Consider the following 21,290-nt stretch of genomic DNA (forward strand, 5'->3'; position numbering starts at 1 on the left):
ACGGTGCGCGGGACAGCGTACCGAGCGGTATGTCGTCAGTCCGCTCGTGCCCGCAACTCCCGGCGCAGGATCTTGCCCGTGGCGGTCTTGGGCAGCTCGGGCAGGACCTCGATCGCGCGGGGGTACTTGTACGCCGCGAGCCGGTCCTTGCAGTGGGCGATCAGCTCCCCGGGGGACGCGGCGGCGTCCGGGCGCAGGCTGACGTACGCCTTCACGGACTCGCCGCGGTAGGCGTCGGGGACGCCCACGACGGCGGCCTCGCGCACCGCGGGGTGCGTGTAGAGGACGTCCTCGACCTCGCGGGGCCACACCTTGAAGCCGGAGGCGTTGATCATGTCCTTCTTGCGGTCGACGACGTAGACCCAGCCGTCCTCGTCCATGAAGCCGATGTCGCCGGTGCGCAGCTCGCCGCCGGGCAGGGCCGCCGCGGAGGCCTCCGGCAGCCGCCAGTACCCGGGGACGACCATCGGACCGCGCACCACGATCTCGCCGTGCCCACCGAAGGGCAGGTCCGCGCCCTGTTCGTCGACGATCCGCACGAGGGTGTCGGGACCGGGGACGCCCACCGAGAGCGTGCCGGAGACCGGGTCCACCGGGGCCTCCAGATGGGGCGGGGTGCTGGTGGCCGGGGCGGTGCACTCGGTGAGGCCGTAGCCGTTGTGGAGGTAGTGCCCGAAACGCTCCCGGAAGGCCTCCACCAGGGCGGGCGGCAGCGGCGCGCCGCCGGAGTACAGCAGCTGGAAGGAGGCGAAGTCCTCCGGCACGGCCTCCGGGTGGGCCATCAGCGCCATGTAGGCGGTGGACGGCCCGACCATGTAGGCGGGACGGTGCTCGCGGAGCGCGTCCAGGACGACGCCCGTCTCGAAGCGGTAGGCGAGGGCGACCGTCGCACCCGCGGCGATGCCGGCGGCGAGCTGGCAGACCATGCCGGTGATGTGGAACAGCGGCGCCAGCGCGAAGATCGTCGCCCCCTCGGGGAGCACGCTGTGGGCGCGCTGCCGGTCGGCGTTGAAGCTGATGTTGCCGTGGGTGTTCATCGCGCCCTTGGGCACGCCGCTGGTGCCCGAGGTGTAGCTGATCAGCGCGACGTCCCCGCCGGTGAGCCCGGGGCCGGCCAGGGCGGGACCCACCGTGCCGGCGTGGGCGGCGGCGAGCAGGTCCTCGGCGTCCTCCGCACCCCCGGTACTCCCGGCACCGGTCCGCCGCTTTGGCAGAACCCGCTGGTCGTCGCGGGTCTGCAGGTCGAGCTCGCTGGTGGTCAGCGGGATGCGGACCGGGGAGTCCGCGGCCGTCTTGCGGATGTAGGCGTCCCAGGCGCGCTCGGAGCACACCAGCGCGGCCACGTCGGCGTCGCGCAGGATGTGGCCGAGCTCGTGCTCCTTGTACATCGGGTTGACCGGGACGACGCTGCCGCCGGCCTTCCAGGCGGCGAGCAGGGCGACCGCGAACTGCGGGATGTTCTGCAGCACGATCGCGAGCCGGTCGCCGGTCGCGAAGCCGCGTCCGATGAGGTGGCGGGCGAGCCCGTCGGAGAGCTCGTCGAGCTCGCGGTAGGAGATCCGGGCGTCGAAGTAGGCGAGCGCGGTGCGGTCCGGCACCCGCTCCACGGTGGCGCGGAAGGTGTGCAGGAGGGTCGGCGGCGGGTCGGGGAGGGTGCGCAGCTCCTGCCTGAAGTGCTTGAGCCAGGGCTTGCTCTCGTACGAGGTCATGCCGCTCCCCCCTCCTCCAGCTTCCGCTGCATCCGGTTCATGGCGTCGATCCAGTGGTCGGTGTCGCCGGCCCGGGCCGCGTAGTACCCGGCGGCCTCGGGGTGCGGCAGGATCAGGAAGCGCTCGTCGGCGATGCCCTGGAGCACGGCCTCCACGACGTCCTCCGGTTCGATGGCGCCGGGGGCGAGGACGAGCTCGCCGGCGTGGCCGGCCGCGCGCAGCATGTCGGTGCGCACGCCCTGCGGGCAGACGGCGTGGACGCGGACGCCGCGGTGGCGGTAGGTGACGGCCAGCCACTCGGCGAAGGCGAGGGCCGCGTGCTTGGTGACGGAGTACGGGGCGTCGCCGACCATGGTCAGCAGTCCGGCGGCGGAGACGGTGGCCACGAAGCGGCCCTCACCGCGCTCCAGCCACTCCGGGAGCAGTTCGCGCGCCGCCCGGACGTGCGCCATGACGTTGACGTCCCACACGTGCTGCCAGACCTCGTCGTCGGCCTCGGGGCCGGCCATGGAGCCGATACCGGCGTTGGCGCAGAACAGGTCGATGTGGCCGCCCAGCGCCTCGCGGGCCGGCCCGACCACGCCCGAGGCGTCACCGGGCAGGCAGATGCCGCCGATCTCCTCGGCGACGGCCTCGGCGGCGGCCTTGTTCAGGTCGTTGACGACGACACGGGCGCCCTCCGCGGCGAATCGGCGGGCCAGCGCCGCACCGATCCCGCCCCCCGCACCGGTGACGACCACCCGGGCATCGCGCAGCGCTTCCATCGCGTCTCCTTCGACTCGTACGGCTCCCTTCGCATACTAAGCGGTCGGTCAGAGAGAGGGAAGGTCATGCCGCCCGGACACGGGCCGGGGCCCGGCCGAAACGGCCGGGCCCCGGATCGCGGCACGGGCGGTCGCACCGGGTCAGCGGTGCGCGGCGAACTCCACGACCTGCTGGTAGGTCGGGCGGTTCTGCCAGCTGATCTTGCCGTGCTTGATGCCGCCGAGCGGCCGCTGGATCACGGTGTCGGCGCACCACTGGTCGCCTGCCGAGCAGTTCTCGTCGCCCGGGTAGACCTGGGCGGCGGTCGCCGCCGCGGCCTGCTTCAGGGTGGTGATCAGAATGTCCCGGCAGGCGCTGAGCGAGCCGCCGCCGCAGTAGCTCCTGGCCAACCCGCCCTGGACGGGCTCACCGAGGACCTGGCGGATGTCCTTGTCGACATAGGACCACCAGCCGTACTGGAAGGCGCTCCCGGCGTGCGCGCCGGTCGGGCCGTGCCCGGCCGAGGGCGACTCGTCGACGGTCAGGTTGGCGGTGAGCGCCGCGTACAGCCCGCTGCCGAGGCCCGGTTCGAACTCGGCCTTGACCAGCAGCGGCCACCACGCGTCCAGGATGCGCACCGCGTCGGCATTGGCGTAGGTGTGCGAACCCGCCGAGGTCTCCTTGCGCTTGGCGCCCGCGGTGACCCAGTCGCCGAGCTTCGTGACGGCCGCGGCGGCCGCCGGGTCGGAGACGGCGCTGCTGCGGATCACCTTCAGCAGGTTCGGCAGCACGTCCTCGCCGCGCAGATCCGTCAGCGCCGCGTCGGCCATCGCCCGGGTGAGCTGCGCCCTGGTGACCCCGCCCGCGGCGACGAGCTGCTTGACCCGGTCGTCGAGCAGGTCCCCGCGGTGCACCGAGCCGTTGCCGAACCCGGCCGCGTCGTACCCCTTGGCCTGCCGGTTGTTCCAGGAGACGTAGTAGTCCTGGTCGACGGACTGCGGGTGCTGGGCAGTCGGTGTGTAGTCGGCGGTGTTGTGCGCGGGGTCGAAGCCCTGCCACTCGTACGCGCTCTCGGCGCGGACCGGGAAGGTCGCGTCGACGCCGGTCTGCCGGACGGGGTTGTCGCCGCTGTTGTAGTACGCCGTGTGCTGGGAGTCGGCGTAGAACCAGTTGAAGGTGTAGTTGATGTGCTGCACGGCCTCCTCGAAGGAGGCGGGACCGGTGACCGCGGACGGGTCGTTGAGCATCTGGAAGCCGACCACCGAGTCGGCCTCGTGCATGTAGGAGCTGCGCAGGCTGGTGAACGCCACCTTCTTGCCGCCGACGGTCCCGCGGTACTCCACGGTCCCGTACTTGGTCCGGTAGACCTGCATCCGGTACGAGCCGGCGGCCGTGCCGTCGGCGGTGGTCGGCGTCCAGGAGTTGCTGCGCTCCAGCTTCTCCATGGGCGTGCAGGTGCCGTGGTAGAGGTAGTGGACGTCGTCCTGGCACAGCTCGACGGCGTAGGTGTCGGTGATGTCCTGGGCGGAGGTCGTCGCGCTCCAGGCGAAGTCCGGGCCGCGGCCCAGCTCCACGTACATGCTCAGACCCGCGAAGGAGGCGCCGCGGGCGCTGATCCCGGGCCCCTGGATCTCCTGCAGCATGAGCAGCTGCGGCGCGAAGTAGCCGGTCTGCGGGCCGAAGACGGCGACCGGGTGGCCGCTCGCGGTGTGTGCGCCGCTCACCAGCAGGGCGTTGGACATGCCCCGGGTGTTGGCCGACAGGGCCGTATTCGCCGCACTCCTGGACGCGGCGGCGGCCTTGGCGGTCGCGCCGGTGCCGGTGCGGTCGTAGACCAGCGGTTCCTCGGTGACCGAGCCGGCGTCGGGCATCGCCGTGCCGCGCGGGTTGTCGGGGCGCACGGCGTACGGGAAGCTCTCCCCGTTGTGGACGGTGAGCACCGCCTCGGGGTCGTCACGCTCGCGGAAGGACTCCCACACCTTGGTGCCCTCGGTGACGCCGTACTTCTCCTGGGCCGCCAGCAGCGACAGCGCGTTGGTCACCTCGCCGCCCCCGCCCGTGCCGAAGAGGGCGCCGATCACGGAGGCGAGCGCCACCAGGTCGGTGGGCTTGAACTTCTCTATGGTGCCGGCGTTGGTGATCGCGTCCTTGTGACCGGTCAGCACGTACTCGCCGGGGAAGTAGCGGCCGCTGTCGGATGCGGCGATGTAGGCGTTGACGCCGTCCACGTACGCGCTGACGTCCGCGTACGCCTGCTGGCCGCGCGCGCCGTTGTGGGAGGCGATCCAGTCGATCTGGGCCTGCAGATCGGCCTCGGTGTACGGGGCCGCGCGCCAGAACTGCTGCTCCAGGCCCTGGTTGGCCAGGGCGCCGCCGGCGAACGAGGTCAACTGCCCCCGGCCCACGTGCCGGAAGAGGTCCATCATCCACAGGCGGTCCTGCGCCGCGGCGTACCCCGCGCCGAACTCCGTGCCGTAGCGGGTCGTCCCGGAGATGTGCGGGACACCGGTCTTCTTGTCGCGCGTGATCGTCACGTCGCTGCGGGGCGAGACGGTGGACGCCACCTGGCCGGCGGGGACGCCGAAGGACGCGTCGTTGAAGAAGGTGTTGATCGTGGCGTTCGTCAGGCCCTGGTACCCGGTGGCCAGATTGGCGTACGGCCCGAGCTGGTCCTCCGCGTGGTCGGGCTGGGTGCCGAAGATCTGGTTGAGCAGGATCTGGGCGAGAGTGGCGTTGCCGTTCTCCCCCGGCGGCAGGATGTCGGAACACTGCCCCTGGCAGTAGTCGTTGGGCGTGGCGGCGGCCGCGGGGGCCGCCCATGGGAGCGGCGCGAGCAGGCTCGCGCCCAGTACGAGCACCGCCGCGGCGGCACCCGCTCTCAGTCTTGACCTGAACCTGTCAATCTGCACACGCATGACCGCTCCTCCCGAAGGCCGGTGTGACGCAGATTACTTCGAAGTTGACCCACGAGTAAGATGAACATGCGTCACGTTTTGAGCACACGAGATCGGCCGGAACTCACCGCACCGGGGATGGATCCGGATCGCCGTCCGTTACGTCCATTGGACAGCGATGCGAACCCGATGACGGAGGTGGCATGCCATGGCCGGATTCCGAAGTCTCGCGAGACAGGTGCGCGACCCGCGGTGGTCCCCCACCCAGCGCCGCACCTACCTGCGGCGATGCCTGGAGCGCTTCGCTCCGTACGGGCACCGCGCGACCTGGGACCACCTGTGCGCCCGCGCCGGGTTCGCCCCCCACGACCGCGAACCCGACCCGGCCCGCCTGCTGTCCGCACTCGCGGAGCTGGAGGAGGCGCGGGCCGTCTGGCTCGCGTACGAACGGGAGTTCGCCGCCCGCCGCAAGGAGGAGAAGTTCTCCGGCATCCGGCAGCCCGGCGCGCTCGACGACTGGCACCGGCGCACCTGGGGCGGCAACGGGGTCGCCTGGTGCGACGATCCGCTCACGCACCCCTCCGACCGGCTCGCGGACGTCCTGCGCCGCATCATCACGGCGATCGACGCGGGGGCGGGGCGCGCCTGCCCGGTCTGCGCGCAGGAGCGGCTCCTGTGGCGCGACCGTCTCAACCACTATCCCGGCGCGGGACCGGTGTGCGCGCACTGCGGGATCGTGGTGCCGCTTCCCGTCCTGACGGGGGCGGCGGTGGCCGCGGCACGGGGGGAGTTGCTTGCCGCCGCGGGCTGACCCGACGCTGCGCTGGCTGTCCGGGTGGGTTTTCCCCGCCCGCCCTCCCGTGTGCCCCAGGAAGTCCGGGCGCCCCGGCGCGCGTTTCGTGGGGGCCGGGTGCGGGGCCTCCGGGGCCGGCCATTCTGGACAGCACATTTAGGTGCCTCAAGCACCCTCAACTGATCACCCCGGGTCATGCACCCAAATATGCTCCACAGTCCAGAACACCCACCCCTACGACCCCGCCCCCTCCGCTGTGTTCGCGCCTGATCCCCGGAGGGGGGTATGGAGGCGGACCGTGCTCGGGCCACCGCTGGCGCGCCGCACGCCAGCCGCCCAGGCAACCGCCGCCTCGCCCCCGCACCGGCAGTGGCGTTCGGCACGGCCTCGGACGAGACAATCTGGTCGAGCCACTTGCAGGCGCCGCCAGCGCACAGGACCGGACGACCTCACCGCCCGCAGCCGCGTCTACCCCCTGCTCCCTGTGGAACCCGCCGCCGCGCAGGACCCCATGAGACCCGCGATCCGCCCCTCGCAGACACACCGCACGCCAGCCGCCGAGTGGAGTTCGACGCGGCCGGCAAGACGACCCGGCCGAGCCACTCGCAGGCGCCGCCGAGCGCACAGGACCGGACGACCTCACCGCCCGCAGCCGCGTCTACCCCCTGCTCCCTGTGGAACCCGCCGCCCGGGAAACCCCATGGGACGCGCCCTCACAGCCGGTCGGCCCGTGTCCAGGCAACCGGGGGCACCCGGACCGCCTCCATACCCCCCACCGGGGATCAGGCGCGACAACCTACGGAGGGGGCGGGGTCGTAGGGGTGGGTGTTCTGGACTGTGGAGCATATTTGGGTGCACAACCCGGGCCGAGATGAGCAGGTACCCGAGGCACCGAAATGTGCTGTCCAGAATGGCCAGCCCCGGAGGCCCCGACCCCGGCACCCCACGAAACGCGCGCCGGGGCGCCCGGACTTCCTGGGGCACACGGGCGGGCGGGCGGGGAAAAAACCCACCCGGACAGCCAGCGCAGCGCAGGGGCTGACACCTACCGGAGGGTAATGCGACGATGCCGTCGCAGGTCCATCGACGTGGGACGGGACGGTACCGGCATGGCCGAGCTGCACGATCTGACCGCACGGGAGCAGGGCGCCGCGATCCGGGCCGGGGAGGTGTCCCCGGTCGAGCTCACCGACCACTACCTGGCCCGCGTCGACCGCCTCAACGACACCGTCGGCGCCTACATCACGGTCACCCCGGAAATCGCCCGCAAGCAGGCCGCCGACGCCGAGTCGGAGACGCTGGCGGCCCGCCGCGAGGGCCGCCACGAGGAGTTGTCGCCGCTGCACGGCGTGCCCGTCCCCGTGAAGGACCTCAACTTCGTCGCGGGCGTGCGCTGCACGCTCGGCTCGCGGGCCTACGCCGACCACGTACCGGACGTCGACGACCACGTCGCGGCGAAACTGCGCGCCGCCGGCACGGTCCTGCTGGGCAAGACCAACACCCCCGAGTTCGGACTGCCCTGCTACACCGAGAACCGGCTGGCCCCGCCCGCCCGCACCCCATGGGACCTGGAGCGGTCCGCCGGCGGCTCCAGCGGCGGCGCGGCGGCCGCCGTCTCCGCGGGGCTGGCGCCGGTCGCCCAGGGCAGCGACGGCGGCGGTTCCATCCGCATCCCCGCCTCCGTCTGCGGTCTGTTCGGCATCAAGCCGAGCCGCGGCCGGGTCAGCGCGGGGCCGGTGCAGCACGACGTCAGCGGGCTGAGCACGAGCGGACCGCTCGCCCGCACCGTCGCGGACGCCGCGACGCTGCTGGACGTGCTGGCGGGTGGGATGCCGGGCGACCCGTACGGCGCGCCGTCGCTGCCGCCCGGCGAGACGTTCGCCTCCTACGCCGCGCGGGAGCCCGGCCCGCTGCGGGTGGTGGGGCTGCCCCAGCCGCCGGTTCCGGGTGCCGAACTGCACCCGGACTGCCGTGCGGCGTACGACGGCACGGCGGAACTGCTGCGCGAGCTCGGCCACCAGGTCGACGAGGTGGATCTGCCCGTCGACGGCGCGATCCTGGACGCCTTCACCCGCGTGTGGGGCGTGATGGCCACCGTCTACCCGGTCGCGCCGGAGCAGGAGGAACTGCTGATGCCGCTGACCCGGCACCTGCGCGCCGAGGGCGCCAAGGTCTCGGGGCCGGACTTCGCGGCGTCGCTGTACGCGTTCCGCGCACTGGGGCAGTTGATCGCGGACGCGCTGCTGTCCTCGTACGACCTGGTGCTGACCCCGACGCTGGCGCAGCCGCCGGCGCCGGTGGGCCCCACGGGACTGCGTCACGACGGCGACCCGGCCGCGGAGTTCGCGGGGCTCGCGGCCTTCACGCCGTTCACGCCGATCTTCAACGCCACGGGCCAGCCGGCGGTGAACGTGCCGCTGCACTGGACCGAGGGGGGCCTGCCGATCGGTGTGATGTTCGGCGGCCGCTACGGGGACGAGGCCACGCTCATCTCGCTGTCGGCGCAGCTGGAGGCGGCCCGTCCGTGGGCCGCGCGCAGGCCCGCGCTCTGGTAGTCGCCGCGGCGGGGCGCGGCGGCTGCCCGGCGAGCAGCCGCCGCGCGCCCGGCCCCTGGTCGCCGAGTACGTCGCCGGGGTTGGACAGGGCGCAGCGGTCCAGGGAGAGGCAGCCGCAGCCGATGCAGTCGTCGAGGCTGTCGCGCAGCCGGGTCAGCTGCTCGATGCGGGCGTCGAGTTCGGACCGCCAGCCCGCGGACAGCCGTGCCCAGTCGGCCCGGTCGGGGGTGCGTCCCGCGGGCAGGCCGTCCAGGGCCTCGCGGATCGCCGCGAGGGGCATGCCGACCCGCTGGGAGGCCCGGATGAAGGCGACCCGGCGCAGCGCGTCGCGGGTGTAGCGGCGCTGGTTGCCGGCGGTGCGCCGGCTGCGGATCAGTCCTTTGGACTCGTAGAAGTGCAGTGCCGAGACCGCCGCGCCGCTGCGTGCGCTGAGCTGGCCGACGGTCAGTTCGCGTTGTTCGGTGGGGAGGGCGGCCATGCCCCGACTCTACGAGAGCGTCGTGAGTTTCTTGCGGCGCGGGACGCTCGCCCGCCACAGCCGGGCGCAGGACATCGCGGCCGCGCCGACGAGCAGGGCGTTGCGGATCGCGACGACGCTGGTGCCCTGCCAGGAGTTGCTGACGACCTCCTCGAAGAACAGCGGGTAGTCGACCGTGGTGACGGCGGTGGCGAGCAGCAGCAGGACGGTCACCGGGCGCTGCGTCGTCTGCCGCATCGTCAGGCAGACGGCGGCGAGCCCGATCAGCCAGATCAGGTACTGCGGGCTGATGACGCGGCTGGTCACGGTGAAGAGCAGCACGGCGGTCATGGCGGCGTCGTAGGGGGTGGCCGGCGTCCAGCGGGCCGCCCTCAGCCGCCACACCAGCAGCCACACCAGGGCCGCGCCGGTGAGCGCGAGCGAGGCGGTGGCCACCCAGGTGACGTACGGGCCGATGAACTCCATGGAGCCGTAGTGCGCCCGCACCCGGCCGGGCCAGCCGAGCAGTCCCGCGACGTGCAGAAAGGTGCCGCCGAGCGACTCGACCTCGACCCCGCGGTGGTGCTGGGCGGCGACGAAGCCGGTGGCGCCGCGGAAGAAGACGGTCAGCACCGCGAGCAGGGCGGCCGCCGAGACGCCCACCGCGGTCCACGCCTGGCGGGTCGTGCGGCCCCGCGGGGTGCCGAGCACGGTGAGCGCGGGCCAGAGCTTGATCATGGCGGCGAGCCCGACGAGGGCGCCGCCCAGCCGGGGCCGCACGGGCACCGCGAGCAGCGCGCACACGGCGACGGCGGTGACCAGGAGGTCGTAGCGGGAGTAGGGCAGGTGCATCAGCAGGGGCAGCCCCAGCACCCACATCCAGGCCCCCGCGATGCTGCGGCCGGGCCGGTTCCACCCGGCCCGCAGGAGGGCGGCCAGCACGAGGGCGTCACCGAGGAGCGAGAGCAGGACGAAGCCCTGCAGGTAGCTCAGGCCCGGCAGCAGCGCGGGCGTCAGCATCACCAGGGCGGCGCCGGGCGGGTACTGCCATGTGACGTCGCGCACCGGGTACGTTCCGCGTTCGAAGCCGTGACTCCAGTGCTGGTAGAGGTAGTAGACCTCGCGCGCGATGTCCCCGTGCCCGGCCCGCAGCAGCGCGAGCATGACCACCCGGCTGGAGAGCCAGTACGCGCCGAGCGCGACCCAGGCCTGCGGCCAGGTGGACGGCCGCAGCAGGACGCGGCGTTCACCGGGGACGGACGGCCCGCTGCCGTACCGGACCTCCGTTGTGTCCCAGTCGTGCGGGCTGGTCTCCGTCCGGGCCTCGGCCACTGCCGCCTCCTCCACCGCCACAACGCCACATTCGGGGCATATGGCTATGCAAGATAGCCACAAACCGGACGGAGGCTTCGTGATACGCGCCGGAGGGCGGGGCGTTGACAGGGATCGGCCCGTCGCAGCATGCTGAGCAAGCGCTTGGACAGTACGGGAGGCATGACATGGGACAGCCCAGGATCTTCACGTCGGTGGACGAACTGAAGGCCGCCGTCGGCGAGGAACTCGGCACGACCGACTGGCTGGAGATCGACCAGAAGCGGATCGACCTCTTCGCGGACGCCACCGGCGACCACCAGTGGATCCACGTGGATCCGGAGAAGGCGGCGCAGGGCCCCTTCGGCACCACCATCGCGCACGGCTACCTGACGCTGTCGCTGATCCCCTCCTTCACCCCCGAACTGATGCGCGTCGAGGGCGTGAAGATGGGCGTCAACTACGGCGTCAACAAGGTGCGCTTCCCCTCACCCGTACCGGTGGGTTCGCGACTGCGTGCCACGGGCCAGGTGGCCGAGGTCACCGAAGTGCCCGGCGGAGCACAGCTCGTCGCCCGCATCACCCTTGAGCGCGAGGGCGGCGACAAGCCGGTCTGCGTCGCCGAGACGGTCGTGCGCTTCTACCTCTGAGGCCTCACTCCCGGCCTGAGCCGGCCGGGCCGTACCCGACCATGCGCAGGGCGAGATCGGCGTAGAGCGCGCCGATCCCGTCCGGCGTGCGGCGCCCGCCCGGGTTGAACCAGCGGGCCACGTCGATGCAGAGCGACAGCAGCGCGACGGTCGTGCCGGAGACGTCGGGGACGTCGAACTCCCCCGTCCGCACTCCGTCGCGCAGGATCGAGCGGACCGCCGCCTCGCTCTGCCGGCGCAGTTCCACGATCTCGGTGTAGTGCTCGGGGCCGAGCGCGCCCAACTCGTACTGCACGACCCGTCCGGTGGTGTGGTGCTCGGCGTGCCAGCGGACGAACGCGCGCACGGCGTCGGCCAGGCGCCCGGCCGGGGAGCCCTCGCCGCCGGCGGCGTCCTGGAGCAGCCCGAGGGAGAGCCGGTGGCCGACCACGCTGATCTGGTAGAGCAGCTCTTCCTTGGTCTTGTAGTGGATGTAGAGCGCCGCCGGGCTCATGCCGGCGCGGCCGGCGATGTCGCGGGTGGTCGTCGCGTGGTAGCCGCGCTCCGCGAACGCCTCGACCGCGGCGATGACCAGCCGCCGGGCGGCATCAGGGGTGATGCCGGTCCATGCCTCGGTCCGCTCCGACCGCTCCGCCTCCACGTCCATGGCGGACACCCTACATGCCCACTGAGCAAGCGCTTAGATTCCGAGCGGTCGGTCGAACGGGGACGGGCGGCGGCCGGGCCCGGTCAGAACGCCGAGACCCCGGTCAGGTCACGGCCGATGAGCAGCTTCTGGATCTGGCTCGTGCCCTCGTACAGGGTCATCACACGGGCGTCGCGCAGCAGCTTGCCGACCGGGTACTCGTCGATGTAGCCGTAGCCGCCGAACACCTGCAGCGCGTTGTTGGCGCAGCGCACGGCCGCCTCGCTGGCGAAGAGCTTGGCCTTGGACGACTCCGCCGCGAACGGCTGCCCGCGGTCGATGAGGTCGGCGACGCGCCAGGTCAGCAGGCGGGCGGCGTCCACGTCGAGGGCGATGTCGGCGATCAGCTCCTGCACCAGCTGGTGGGCGGCGATGGGCCGGCCGAACTGCTCGCGCTCCTTGGCGTAGCCCACGGCGGCGTCCAGGGCCGCCTGGGCGATGCCCACGCAGCCGGCGGCCACCGACATCCGGCCCTTGGCCAGTGCCGACATCGCCACCGAGAAGCCCTTGCCCTCGGGCGCGATCATCGAGGAGTCCGGTACGCGCACGTCCTCGAGCACCAGCTCGGCGGTCGCCTGGCCGCGCAGGCCGAGCTTGCCGTGGATCTCGCGGCGGGTGAGGCCAGGGGTGTCGGTGGGCACGAGGAAGGCGCTGACGCCCTTGTGACCGGGGGTGTCATTGGTGCGGGCGAAGAGCAGGACGACGTCGGCCCAGGTGCCGTTGGTGATGAACATCTTGGTGCCGTTGATCACCCAGTCGCCGCCGTCCCGGGTGGCCCGGGTGGTGAGGTGGGCGGCGTCCGAGCCGGTGCCGGGTTCGGTGAGGCCGAAGCAGCCGACGGCCTCGCCGGAGGTCAGCCGGGGCAGCCAGGATCGCTTCTGCTCCTCGGTGCCCCAGTGGGCGACGGACTTCGCGACGAGGCCGAGCGAGACCGAGACGATGCCGCGCACGGACGAGTCCCCGCGGCCCAGCTCCTCGGTGACCAGGCAGTACGCGAGGTGGTCGCCGCCCGAGCCGCCGTACTCCTCCGGGACGGTGAGGCCGAGGAAGCCCACCGCGCCCAGTTTCTTCACGATGCCGCGGTCCACGCTCTCGGCGCGGTCCCAGGCCATCGCGTGCGGCGCGATCTCGCGCTCGGTGAAGTCTGCGGCCAGGCGGCGGACCGCGGCCTGCTCCTCGGACAGCTCAAGGTTCACGACGCACCCCGGTGTTGATCCACTCGTTAATTAGCAGTGCTAGTTTCCTGCTCGCAGCCTCTACTATGTGCCGCATGGCCCGTCCCCGCAAGCCCCTGCTCAGCCGCGAGCGCATCGTCGCCGCGGCGCTCGCGCTGGTGGACGCGGAGGGGCTGGCGGCCGTCTCCACCCGGCGGCTCGCCGCGGAGCTCGGGGTCAGCGGGCCGAGCCTGTACAACCACTTCACGACGAAGGACGGGATCCTGGACGCGGTCGCCGACGCCGTCGTCGCCGAGGTGGACCTCGCCATGTTCGAGGACGGCCGCGACTGGCGTGACGCGCTGGTGGACTGGGCGCGGTCCTACCGCGCCGCCCTCGCCGCGCACCCCCACATCGTGCCGTTCCTCGCCCAGGGACCCGGCCGCCGCCCCGCGGGCCTGCGCATGGCCGACGCGGTCTTCGGCGGCATGACGGCGGCGGGCTGGCCGCCGGCCCACGCGACCCGGGTGGGCGCGCTCATGCGGTACTTCGTGGCGGGGTCGGCGCTGGGCTCGTTCGCGCGGGGGTTCGTCGACGACGCGTCCGCGTACGACCCGGCGGACTACCCGCACCTGGGGCAGGCGCACCTGCTGGCGGAACATCAGCAGCGGGTGGACGAGGGCGCGTTCGAAACCGGGCTGCGGGCCCTGGTGGACGGGCTGGCGGTGCAGTTCGCGGCGCTGCCGCGCTGAGCGGCCGGGGCCCGTTGTCGGTGGCCGGTGCGACGATCGGCCCATGACGGACACGGCCTTCGACTGGCGGTCCTTCCTCGTGCGCTGGAGCGAGGAGTGGGCCGACGCCCAGGACCCGGACGACTCCCTCTCCGAGGACGACGCGGCGGCGGTGCGCGACCGCTGGCTGGGCTTCGCCCCGGCGGACGCGGAGCGCATCGCTCTGGCGGAGGAGCGGCTGGGGCGCCGACTGCCGCCGTCCTACCGGGCGTTCCTCGAGGTGAGCGACGGGTGGCGGCACGCGGGCAGGACTGTCCCACGGCTCGTCGGCGCCGAGGGGACGCGGTGGTTCGAGGACGCCAGCGGGTTCGCGGACATCCACAGGGTCGATCCGGACGAGGTTCCGTCACCGCAGGACGTGGTCCGCGCCGGCATGTGGGGGCGGGCCCTGCACGTGAACGACACGTCCGACGCCGTCCACGTGCTCATGGACCCAGGCGACACGGACGAGGACGGGGAATGGGCAGTCTCCTGCTTCGACGTCTGGTCGGGACATCCGCCCACGCGGTACGCGTCGTTCCGGGATTTCATGGAGGGCGGGTACCGGGCGTTCCACCGGTCGTCCGTGATCCACAGCGCCCGCGGCGGAGGGGAGTTCGCCAACTCGACGACGCGGGCGCTGGACGCCGCGGTGGAGGACGCCCGGCGCGACGCACTGGGCGGACGGTACGAGCGGGCCGAGACGGCGCTCAGGGAGGCGGAGGAGTACGGACGGCCGGGCGCGGAGCCGCTGCGCGCCCAGATACGGCGGCTGCTGGTCGGAGGCCGGACGACCGGTCTCGGCGGGCCCGCGCTCGACCCCGTGTACGCGCACGACCTGTTGGCGCTCCTGGCCGCCGAGCACGTAAGGGACCGACGTGACGACGCCTCGTGGGAGTCGGTCGTACGGGATGCCTCCGGCGAGGTCCGCACCCTGGGCCAGGAGTTGCTGCGGAGCATGCGGGAGGAGACCTTCCGCTACACGGCGCCGGGCGCCTTCGGGGAGGCCGTCGACCGGGCGTGGGAGCAGGCGCGCTGGGGTGGCACCGACGAGGCATGGCGCACCCTGCGCGCCGCGCTGCCGGACTGGGAGCCGGCGGGTCCGGCTCTGCTCGCTCCGCTGGGTCTGCTCGCGGACCCGGTCCTCGGGCCGCTGATCACGCCGGAGCGCGGAGAGGAACTGCTGGCCACCCCGCGCGCCGGCGAGGCGGGAGTGAGGCCGCAACCCGCCGCCGACGCCGATCCGGCCGGCCTCCTCTGGCTCCCGTCCACCATGGGGAACCGACGCGGTTACCGCTTCGTCCTCGTGGAGGGCGCGCCCCCGGACGCGCTGCCCGGGCTGCTGGGGACGGAGGGGGACGACGGACTCCTCCGGGGCGCCTCCCGCACGAACTCGCGCTCCATGGGCGCGACACGCATGGCCGCCGGCAGCGCCGGCGGGGGCTGGTGCTTTGCCTTCGACGGGCTGCCGCCCGCCTTCGACGAGGCACGGTTCGTCTCGCCGGCGGCCGCCGCGTCCCGGGCCGGACGCGCCGTCGTGGTCTGGGGCTGCCCGGGAGGGGCCCACGGGTCGAGGTCGTCCGACCTCTTCCACCTGTCGGTCGCCGAGAAGGGCGAGGAGTCCTACGCGTTCACCGTGCACGGCACCGGGGTCCGGCGGAGCGGCAGTGTGCCGCCGGACCTCGATCCGGGTCGTCTCTTCTGCCCCGAGGACTTCCCGAGAGAGGGTGAACTGCGTGCCCTGGGGGCGATCGCCGCCGCGTTCGGGGTGACGCTGCCGCGCTTCGCCCTGACGCGGAGCCGCCTGCCGACCTTCACGACCCACGCGTGGACGCGGCCCCCGGGACCGGATGACGGGCAGGTGACCGTGACGGCCGGTCGAGGGTGAGCGGGCCTCAGAACACCACCAGGGCGCGGCCGCCGCGCCCCGCGAGCATCGCGTCGAAGGCGGCCGGGATGGCCTCCAGGGCGATGCGTTCGGTGACCATGGCGGAGAGGTCCAGGCGGCCGGCGCGGATGTGGCCGGCGAGGACGGGCAGGTCGCGGGCGGGGTCGCTGTTGCCGTAGACGCAGCCCGACAGCGTGCGGCCGAAGTGGAAGAGCTCCAGGGCGGAGAAGGACACCACATCCCCCTTGCCGCCGATGCCGACGACCGTTGTGCGGCCGCCCCGCCGCGTGGAGGACCAGGCGGCGCGGATGGTGTCCGCGCGTCCGACGCACTCGATGGCGACGTCGGCGCCGTGGCCACCGGTCAGCGCGCGGACGCGTTTGGCGATGTCGTCACCGGCGACCAGGAACTCGGTGGCGCCGGCGGCCAGGGCGAGTTCCTCCTTGGCCGGGGAGACGTCGACGGCGAGGATCGTCCCCGCGCCCGCGATGCGGGCGGCCTGGAGCACGGCGAGGCCCACGCCGCCCACGCCGAAGACGACGACGGACTCGCCGGGACGGACGGCGGCGGAGTGGTGGACGGCGCCGTAGCCGGTGAGGACGGCGCAGCCCAGCAGCGCGGCCTCGGTGAGCGGGACGCCGTCGGGCAGCGGCAGCACCGCGGAGGCCGCGACCACGGTCTCCTCGGCGAAGGCCGCCGTGCCCAGGCCCGGGTAGAGCTCGTCGCCGCCGGAGGCGAGCTTGGCGTAGGGCGCGGCGGCGGCCGCGCCCGCGTTGGCGCAGAGCCAGGGCTCGCCGAGGCCGCAGTAGTGGCAGGCGCCGCAGGAGGGTGCCCAGTTGAGGACGACGGGGTCGCCGGGCGCGAGGCCGGTGACGCCCTCACCGACCGAGACGACCGTGCCCGCGCCCTCGTGGCCGAGGACGGCGGGTACCGGCTGGCGCAGCGTGCCGTTGGACAGCGACAGATCGGAGTGGCATACACCGGCCGCCGCGAGGCGCACCCGGACCTGGCCGGGGCCGGGTTCGGGCAGCTCGATGTCGGCGATGGCCAGGGGCGCGTTGACGGCGGACAGGACGGCGGCGCGGACCACGGTGTTTTCTCCTGCGCTCAGGGGTTCGGGGGCGTCAGAACTGGAGGGACTTGGTCTGGAGGTACTCCGCCAGGCCGTGCGGGCCGAGTTCGCGGCCGACGCCGGACTGCTTGTAACCGCCGAAGGGGGCCAGCGGGTTGAAGCGACCGCCGTTGATGTCGACCTGGCCGGTCTCCATGCGCCGGGCGAAGGCGACGGCCTCGGCGTCGTCGCCGGCCCACACGGCACCCGCGAGGCCGTAGACGGTGCCGTTCGCGATGCGCAGGGCGTCGTCCTCGTCCTCGTACGCCAGGATGGACAGGACCGGGCCGAAGATCTCCTCCTGCGCGATGGTCATGCCGGGGGTGACGTCGGCGAAGATCGTGGGGCTGACCCAGTAGCCGAGCGGGCGGGGCGCCTCGGGGCCGCCGGCCACGAGCCGGGCGCCCTCGGCGATGCCCTGCTCGATGTAGCCGCGCACCCGGGCCTGCTGCTCGGCGTTGACGACGGGGCCGATGCGCTCGCCGGGAACGTACTTGGCGGCGGCGGCCGCGGCGAGGGCGACGGCCTCGTCGTAGCGCTCGCGATGGACGAGCATGCGGGTCCAGGCGCTACAGGTCTGCCCGGTGTTGGACATGACGTTCGCGACGCCGACGTTGACGGCCTTGGCGAGGTCGGCGGTCGGGAGGATGACATTGGCGGATTTGCCGCCGAGCTCCAGCGCGACGCGCTTGACCGCGGCCCCGGCGGTGGCGGCGATCTGCTTGCCGACGGCCGTGGAGCCGGTGAACGACACCAGGTCGACGCCGGGGTGGGCGACGAGCGCCTGTCCCGCGACCGGGCCGAGACCGGTGACGAGGTTGAACACCCCGGCGGGCAGGCCCGCTTCGTGGACGGAGTCGGCGAAGAGCTGCGCGACCAGCGGCGTGTCCTCGGCGGGCTTGAGCACGACGGTGCAGCCGGCGGCGAGGGCGGGGGCGACCTTGGCGACGATCTGGTGCAGCGGGTAGTTCCAGGGCGTGATCGCGCCGACGACGCCGACCGGCTCGTGGAACACGGTGGAGTTGCCGATCCGCTCCTCGAACGCGTGCCCGGCGGCGAGTTCGGCGTACGAACCGGCGACCTTGATCGGGAGGTCGGCGTGGACGGCCTGGGCGAAGGCCAGGGGCGCGCCCAGTTCGGCGGCGACGGTCTCGGCGATCTCGTCGCGGCGCCCGGCGAGCACGTCGCGCAGCGCGGCGATGCGGGCGGCCCGGTCGGCGGGGGCGGTACCGGCCCAGCCGGGGAGGGCCGCGCGGGCGGCGCGCACCGCGGCGTCCACGTCGGCGTCGGTGCCGGCGGGCACGGTGGCGAACACCTGCTCGTCGGCCGGGTTGACGACGTCGATCGTCTCCGTGCCTGCGGCGGGCCGCCACTCGCCGTCGATGTACATCCCGTCGTGCGGCTTCATCCGTTGTCCTCCCGGGCGGCGCCTGTGCCGTGGCCCACCCAAACTAGCGCCGATAGTTTTCTGGTGCCAGGGCGGCACTCCGTGCAGTGGATCACGCGGGGGCGACCTGGACGGGGAAGCCGTTGAGAACGGCCGTGCCCGACAGCGGGTCGAGGAGACTGCCGTCGAGCAGTTGGTTGAGGTTGGCGCCGGGGGTACGGGCGGCGACCGTGAGCCGGGTGCCGTCCCGGTCGTGTCCCCAGCCGTGCGGGAGGCTCACCACGCCGGGCCGCATCGCGTCGGTGACCTCCACGGGCGCCTCGATCTCGCCGCCGTCGCCCTTGATCCGGGCGGGGGCCGCGTCGGTGAGCCCGAGGCGCGCGGCGTCCTGCGGGTGGACCTGGAGCGTGCAGCGGTTGGTGCCGCCGGTCAGCGCCGGGACGTTGTGCATCCAGCTGTTGTTGGAGCGCAGATGGCGGCGGCCGACGAGGACCAGGCCGTCTCCGGCGCGCCCGGTGACCGACTCCAGCAGTCGGGGGACGTCGGCGGTGACGGCGGCGGGCGCCAGCTCGATCGTGCCGGAGGCGGTGCGCAGGATCTCCGGAATGCGGGGGCGCAGCGGGCCGAGGTCGATGCCGTGCGGCCGTTCCAGCAGCCGCTGGAGCGTGAGTCCCCGCGCGTCGGCACCGAAGCCGTCGCCGTAGGGGCCCAGGCGCAGCATCATGTCGAGCCGCCGCTCGTAGCCCGTACGCCCGGTCAGTTGCGCGGCCAGTTCGGCGGGTTCCCGGCCGTGGACCGGAGAGTGCGGGTCGGCGGTCTCCTTGCCGAGGCGATGGGTGATCGCCTGTTCGTCGACGAGGGCGGGATCCGCGTCCGCCCCGAGGCCGCCGATGACGAGGGCGAGGCGGGCCAGGATCTCCGGCTCGTCCGGGCGCCCGTCCTCCACAGGCACCGGCGGCGGGCTGTAGCGGGCGTTGTTGCGCACGGAGAAATGGGTGAACGCGAAGTCGTAGTGCGCGCTGCGCGACGGCGGGGGCGGCGGCAGCACGACGTCCGCGTGCCGGGTGGTCTCGTTGAGGTACGGGTCCACGCTGACCATGAAGTCCAGCCCGGCCAGGGCCCGGTCGAGGCGTTCGCCGTCGGGGGCGGACAGGACGGGATTGCCGGCGATGGTGACCAGCGCGCGGACGCGGCCCTCCCCGGGGGTGTCGATCTCCTCGGCGAGCGCGGCGGCGGGCAGTTCGGAGGCGACCTCGGGGTGACCGGAGACCCTGCTGTGCCAGCGCCCGGTCGTGAAGCCGCGGCCGGGGCGGGGCGGGCGTGGCGCACGGGCGGTGGGCGGCAGCGGGAACATGGCCCCGCCGGGGCGGTCGAGGTTGCCGGTGAGGATGTTGAGCACGTCGATCAGCCAGCTGGCGACGGTCCCGAACCGGACGGCGGTGCTGCCCAGACGTCCGTAGACGGCGGCCGTCGGGGCGGCTGCGAGATCGCGGGCGAGGGTGCGGATCTGTGCGGCGGGGACGTCGCAGTGGGCGGCGACGCTCTCAGGGGCGAAGTCGCGTGCCAGTGCCCGGACCTCCTCGACCCCGGTGACGTGCTCGGCGAGGCGGCCGAGGTCGGTCAGCCGTTCCTCGAACAGCACGTGGACGAGGGCGAAGAGCAGAGCGGCGTCGGTGCCGGGGCGCGGGGCGAGGTGCCGGTCGGCGAGTTCGGCGGTGCGGGTGCGCTTGGGGTCGATGACGGTGAGCCTGCCGCCGCGCCGGCGCAGTGCCTTGAGCTTGCCGGGGAAGTCGGCGGCCGTGGCGAGACTGCCGTTGGAGACCATGGGGTTGCCGCCGATGACGACCAAGTGGTCGGTGCGGTCCAGGTCGGGGACCGGGACGGCCAGCGCGTCGCCGTACAGGTGACCGCAGGCGGCCTGCTTGGGCATCTGGTCCAGGGTGCTGGCCGAGAAGACGTTGCGGGTGCCGAGGGCGCGGACGACCGTCGGCGGGTAGAGGCCGCCCGCGACGGTGTGCACGTTGGGGTTGCCGAGGTAGACGGCGGAGGCGGCCCGGCCGTGCTCGGCGAGCACCCGGCCGAGACCGGCGGCCACCGCCTCCCACGCCTCGGGCCAGGTGGCCTCCGCGAGCCGGCCGTCGCGCCGCACAAGGGGCGCGGTCAGCCGGTCGGGATCGCCGTCGACCTCGCCGAAGGAGGCGCCCTTGGGGCAGATGAAGCCCGCGCTGAAGACGTCGTCGCGGTCGCCGCGGGCGCGGGTGACGCGGTCGTCCTCGATCGTCAGCGTCAGGCCGCACGTGGCCTCGCACAGCGGACAGATACGCAGAGCGGTACGGCTGCTGGCCATCGGGCCCTCCCGGGTGACCGGAGACATCCTCGTCGGGCACACCATACCGACCGGTAGGCATGTCGGGTAGCGATCCCGCGGGCCCGGGCCTCCCAGGGGCGTTTCAGGCGTCCAGGACGCGGGCGAGGTAGGCCCGCAGCAGTTCCTTGGTCTCGGCGATGAGGACGGTGTCACCCTCCGGGTCGGTGCGGAAGGCCAGCTTCAGCAGCGCGTCGGCCGCCTCGACGCCCACCACGAAGGCGGTGCGCAGCCGTCGCTGGTCGCCCGTGGCGCCGAGCCGGCCCGCGAGCAGCGACCGCAGGCCGTCGGCGAGCAGGTGGTTGGCCTCGTCGTTGGCCGCGGCGCCCGGGACGGGACCGGCGAAGCTGACCAGGGCGAAGCCGGGGACCGTGCGGCGCATGGCGACGTAGTGGTCGACGACGACGTCGATCAGGCGGCGCCAGTCGCCGGCGCCCGCGCCGGCGGCGGAACCGGAACCGGGACCGGGGTCGACGGCGTCGAGGCGGGCGGTGACACCGGCGAGGTACTTCTCCAGGTTGCGGCGGGCCAGCGCGTCGGCCATCGCGCGCTTGTTGGAGAAGAAGCGGTAGACCGAACCGATCGGCACCCCGGCCCGGGCGGCCACGGCACGGGTGCTGAGCTCCTCGTATCCGCCCTCGTCGAGGACCGCCGCCGCCACGTCGAGGATGCGGGCGAGGCGTTCGGCGCTGCGCTGCTGGACGGGGACCCGCCGAAGACCGCTGCCACTGCTCTGCACGGGATTCATCATGCCGGTCGTACCGGTTTTCCACAGGTGCCCGGCGACCCCTTGCGGGCCGGATTCCTCTGCTTGACC

General features: G+C 73.3%; 16 protein-coding genes. 5 read left to right on the forward strand and 11 right to left on the reverse strand.

Annotated elements, in window-relative coordinates:
• Window positions 1-35 precede the first annotated feature (35 nt).
• From ACIP98_RS17855 to ACIP98_RS17865, 3 genes are all read right to left on the reverse strand, one after another.
• The gene (locus ACIP98_RS17855; RefSeq protein WP_401976746.1) at window positions 36-1,709 is read right to left on the reverse strand and encodes an AMP-binding protein; all 1,674 of its coding nucleotides are present in this window, start codon (window positions 1,707-1,709) and stop codon (window positions 36-38) included.
• Window positions 1,706-2,473, reverse strand: a complete 768-nt coding sequence (locus tag ACIP98_RS17860; RefSeq protein ID WP_401976748.1) for an SDR family oxidoreductase — start codon at window positions 2,471-2,473, stop codon at window positions 1,706-1,708. Before ACIP98_RS17860 ends, ACIP98_RS17855 begins: the two co-directional genes overlap by 4 nt.
• A gap of 141 nt (window positions 2,474-2,614) precedes the next feature.
• Window positions 2,615-5,368 (reverse strand): penicillin acylase family protein, encoded by a 2,754-nt coding sequence (locus ACIP98_RS17865; protein WP_401976750.1) that lies wholly within the window; start codon window positions 5,366-5,368, stop codon window positions 2,615-2,617.
• A 187-nt stretch (window positions 5,369-5,555) separates the two neighbouring features.
• On the opposite strand from ACIP98_RS17865, the gene ACIP98_RS17870 reads away from it, so the two are divergent.
• On the forward strand, window positions 5,556-6,158 hold the full coding sequence (locus tag ACIP98_RS17870; RefSeq protein WP_401976752.1) for a hypothetical protein: 603 nt from the start codon (window positions 5,556-5,558) through the stop codon (window positions 6,156-6,158).
• A 1,091-nt stretch (window positions 6,159-7,249) separates the two neighbouring features.
• Window positions 7,250-8,695, forward strand: coding sequence for an amidase (locus ACIP98_RS17875; protein WP_319661924.1), 1,446 nt, complete (start codon window positions 7,250-7,252; stop codon window positions 8,693-8,695).
• On the opposite strand, the gene soxR is transcribed toward ACIP98_RS17875, so the two are convergent.
• Together soxR and ACIP98_RS17885 are read right to left on the reverse strand one after the other, a co-directional pair.
• Window positions 8,628-9,173 carry a redox-sensitive transcriptional activator SoxR gene (gene soxR, locus ACIP98_RS17880; RefSeq protein WP_319661923.1) on the reverse strand — a complete coding sequence of 182 codons (546 nt, stop codon included), beginning with the start codon at window positions 9,171-9,173 and terminating at the stop codon, window positions 8,628-8,630. The genes ACIP98_RS17875 and soxR overlap by 68 nt on opposite strands.
• A 9-nt stretch (window positions 9,174-9,182) precedes the next feature.
• Window positions 9,183-10,484 carry a glycosyltransferase 87 family protein gene (locus tag ACIP98_RS17885; RefSeq protein ID WP_401976754.1) on the reverse strand — a complete coding sequence of 434 codons (1,302 nt, stop codon included), beginning with the start codon at window positions 10,482-10,484 and terminating at the stop codon, window positions 9,183-9,185.
• 167 nt (window positions 10,485-10,651) lie between these two features.
• Between ACIP98_RS17885 and ACIP98_RS17890 the strand changes: the two genes are divergently transcribed.
• Window positions 10,652-11,113, forward strand: coding sequence for a MaoC family dehydratase (locus ACIP98_RS17890; RefSeq protein WP_319661921.1), 462 nt, complete (start codon window positions 10,652-10,654; stop codon window positions 11,111-11,113).
• A gap of 4 nt (window positions 11,114-11,117) precedes the next feature.
• Here ACIP98_RS17890 and ACIP98_RS17895 read toward each other — a convergent pair whose 3' ends face one another.
• Entirely contained in the window at window positions 11,118-11,759 is a 642-nt protein-coding gene (locus ACIP98_RS17895) for a TetR/AcrR family transcriptional regulator (RefSeq protein ID WP_319661920.1), read from the reverse strand.
• 83 nt (window positions 11,760-11,842) lie between these two features.
• On the reverse strand, window positions 11,843-12,994 hold the full coding sequence (locus tag ACIP98_RS17900; protein ID WP_401976756.1) for an acyl-CoA dehydrogenase family protein: 1,152 nt from the start codon (window positions 12,992-12,994) through the stop codon (window positions 11,843-11,845).
• A 74-nt stretch (window positions 12,995-13,068) separates the two neighbouring features.
• Here ACIP98_RS17900 and ACIP98_RS17905 point away from each other — a divergent pair, with 74 nt between their 5' ends.
• Both ACIP98_RS17905 and ACIP98_RS17910 read left to right on the forward strand, forming a co-directional pair.
• Window positions 13,069-13,704 (forward strand): TetR/AcrR family transcriptional regulator, encoded by a 636-nt coding sequence (locus tag ACIP98_RS17905; RefSeq protein WP_401976758.1) that lies wholly within the window; start codon window positions 13,069-13,071, stop codon window positions 13,702-13,704.
• Window positions 13,705-13,747: 43 nt separating this feature from the next.
• Complete coding sequence (locus ACIP98_RS17910) at window positions 13,748-15,610, forward strand: SMI1/KNR4 family protein (RefSeq protein WP_401976760.1); 1,863 nt, start codon at window positions 13,748-13,750, stop codon at window positions 15,608-15,610.
• 7 nt (window positions 15,611-15,617) lie between these two features.
• Here the strand turns inward: ACIP98_RS17910 and ACIP98_RS17915 are convergent, their stop codons facing one another.
• From ACIP98_RS17915 to ACIP98_RS17930, 4 genes are all read right to left on the reverse strand, one after another.
• A complete protein-coding gene (locus ACIP98_RS17915; RefSeq protein WP_401976762.1) occupies window positions 15,618-16,700 on the reverse strand; it encodes a zinc-binding dehydrogenase in 1,083 nt (360 codons plus the stop codon).
• A 34-nt stretch (window positions 16,701-16,734) separates the two neighbouring features.
• The gene (locus ACIP98_RS17920) at window positions 16,735-18,129 is read right to left on the reverse strand and encodes an aldehyde dehydrogenase family protein (protein WP_401976764.1); all 1,395 of its coding nucleotides are present in this window, start codon (window positions 18,127-18,129) and stop codon (window positions 16,735-16,737) included.
• Between the two features lie 91 nt (window positions 18,130-18,220).
• A complete protein-coding gene (locus tag ACIP98_RS17925) occupies window positions 18,221-20,455 on the reverse strand; it encodes a molybdopterin oxidoreductase family protein (protein WP_401976766.1) in 2,235 nt (744 codons plus the stop codon).
• A gap of 103 nt (window positions 20,456-20,558) precedes the next feature.
• Window positions 20,559-21,221, reverse strand: a complete 663-nt coding sequence (locus ACIP98_RS17930; RefSeq protein ID WP_319661913.1) for a TetR/AcrR family transcriptional regulator — start codon at window positions 21,219-21,221, stop codon at window positions 20,559-20,561.
• Window positions 21,222-21,290: the final 69 nt, after the last annotated feature.

This window comes from Streptomyces sp. NPDC088354, assembly GCF_044753585.1.
Lineage (GTDB): Bacteria > Actinomycetota > Actinomycetes > Streptomycetales > Streptomycetaceae > Actinacidiphila.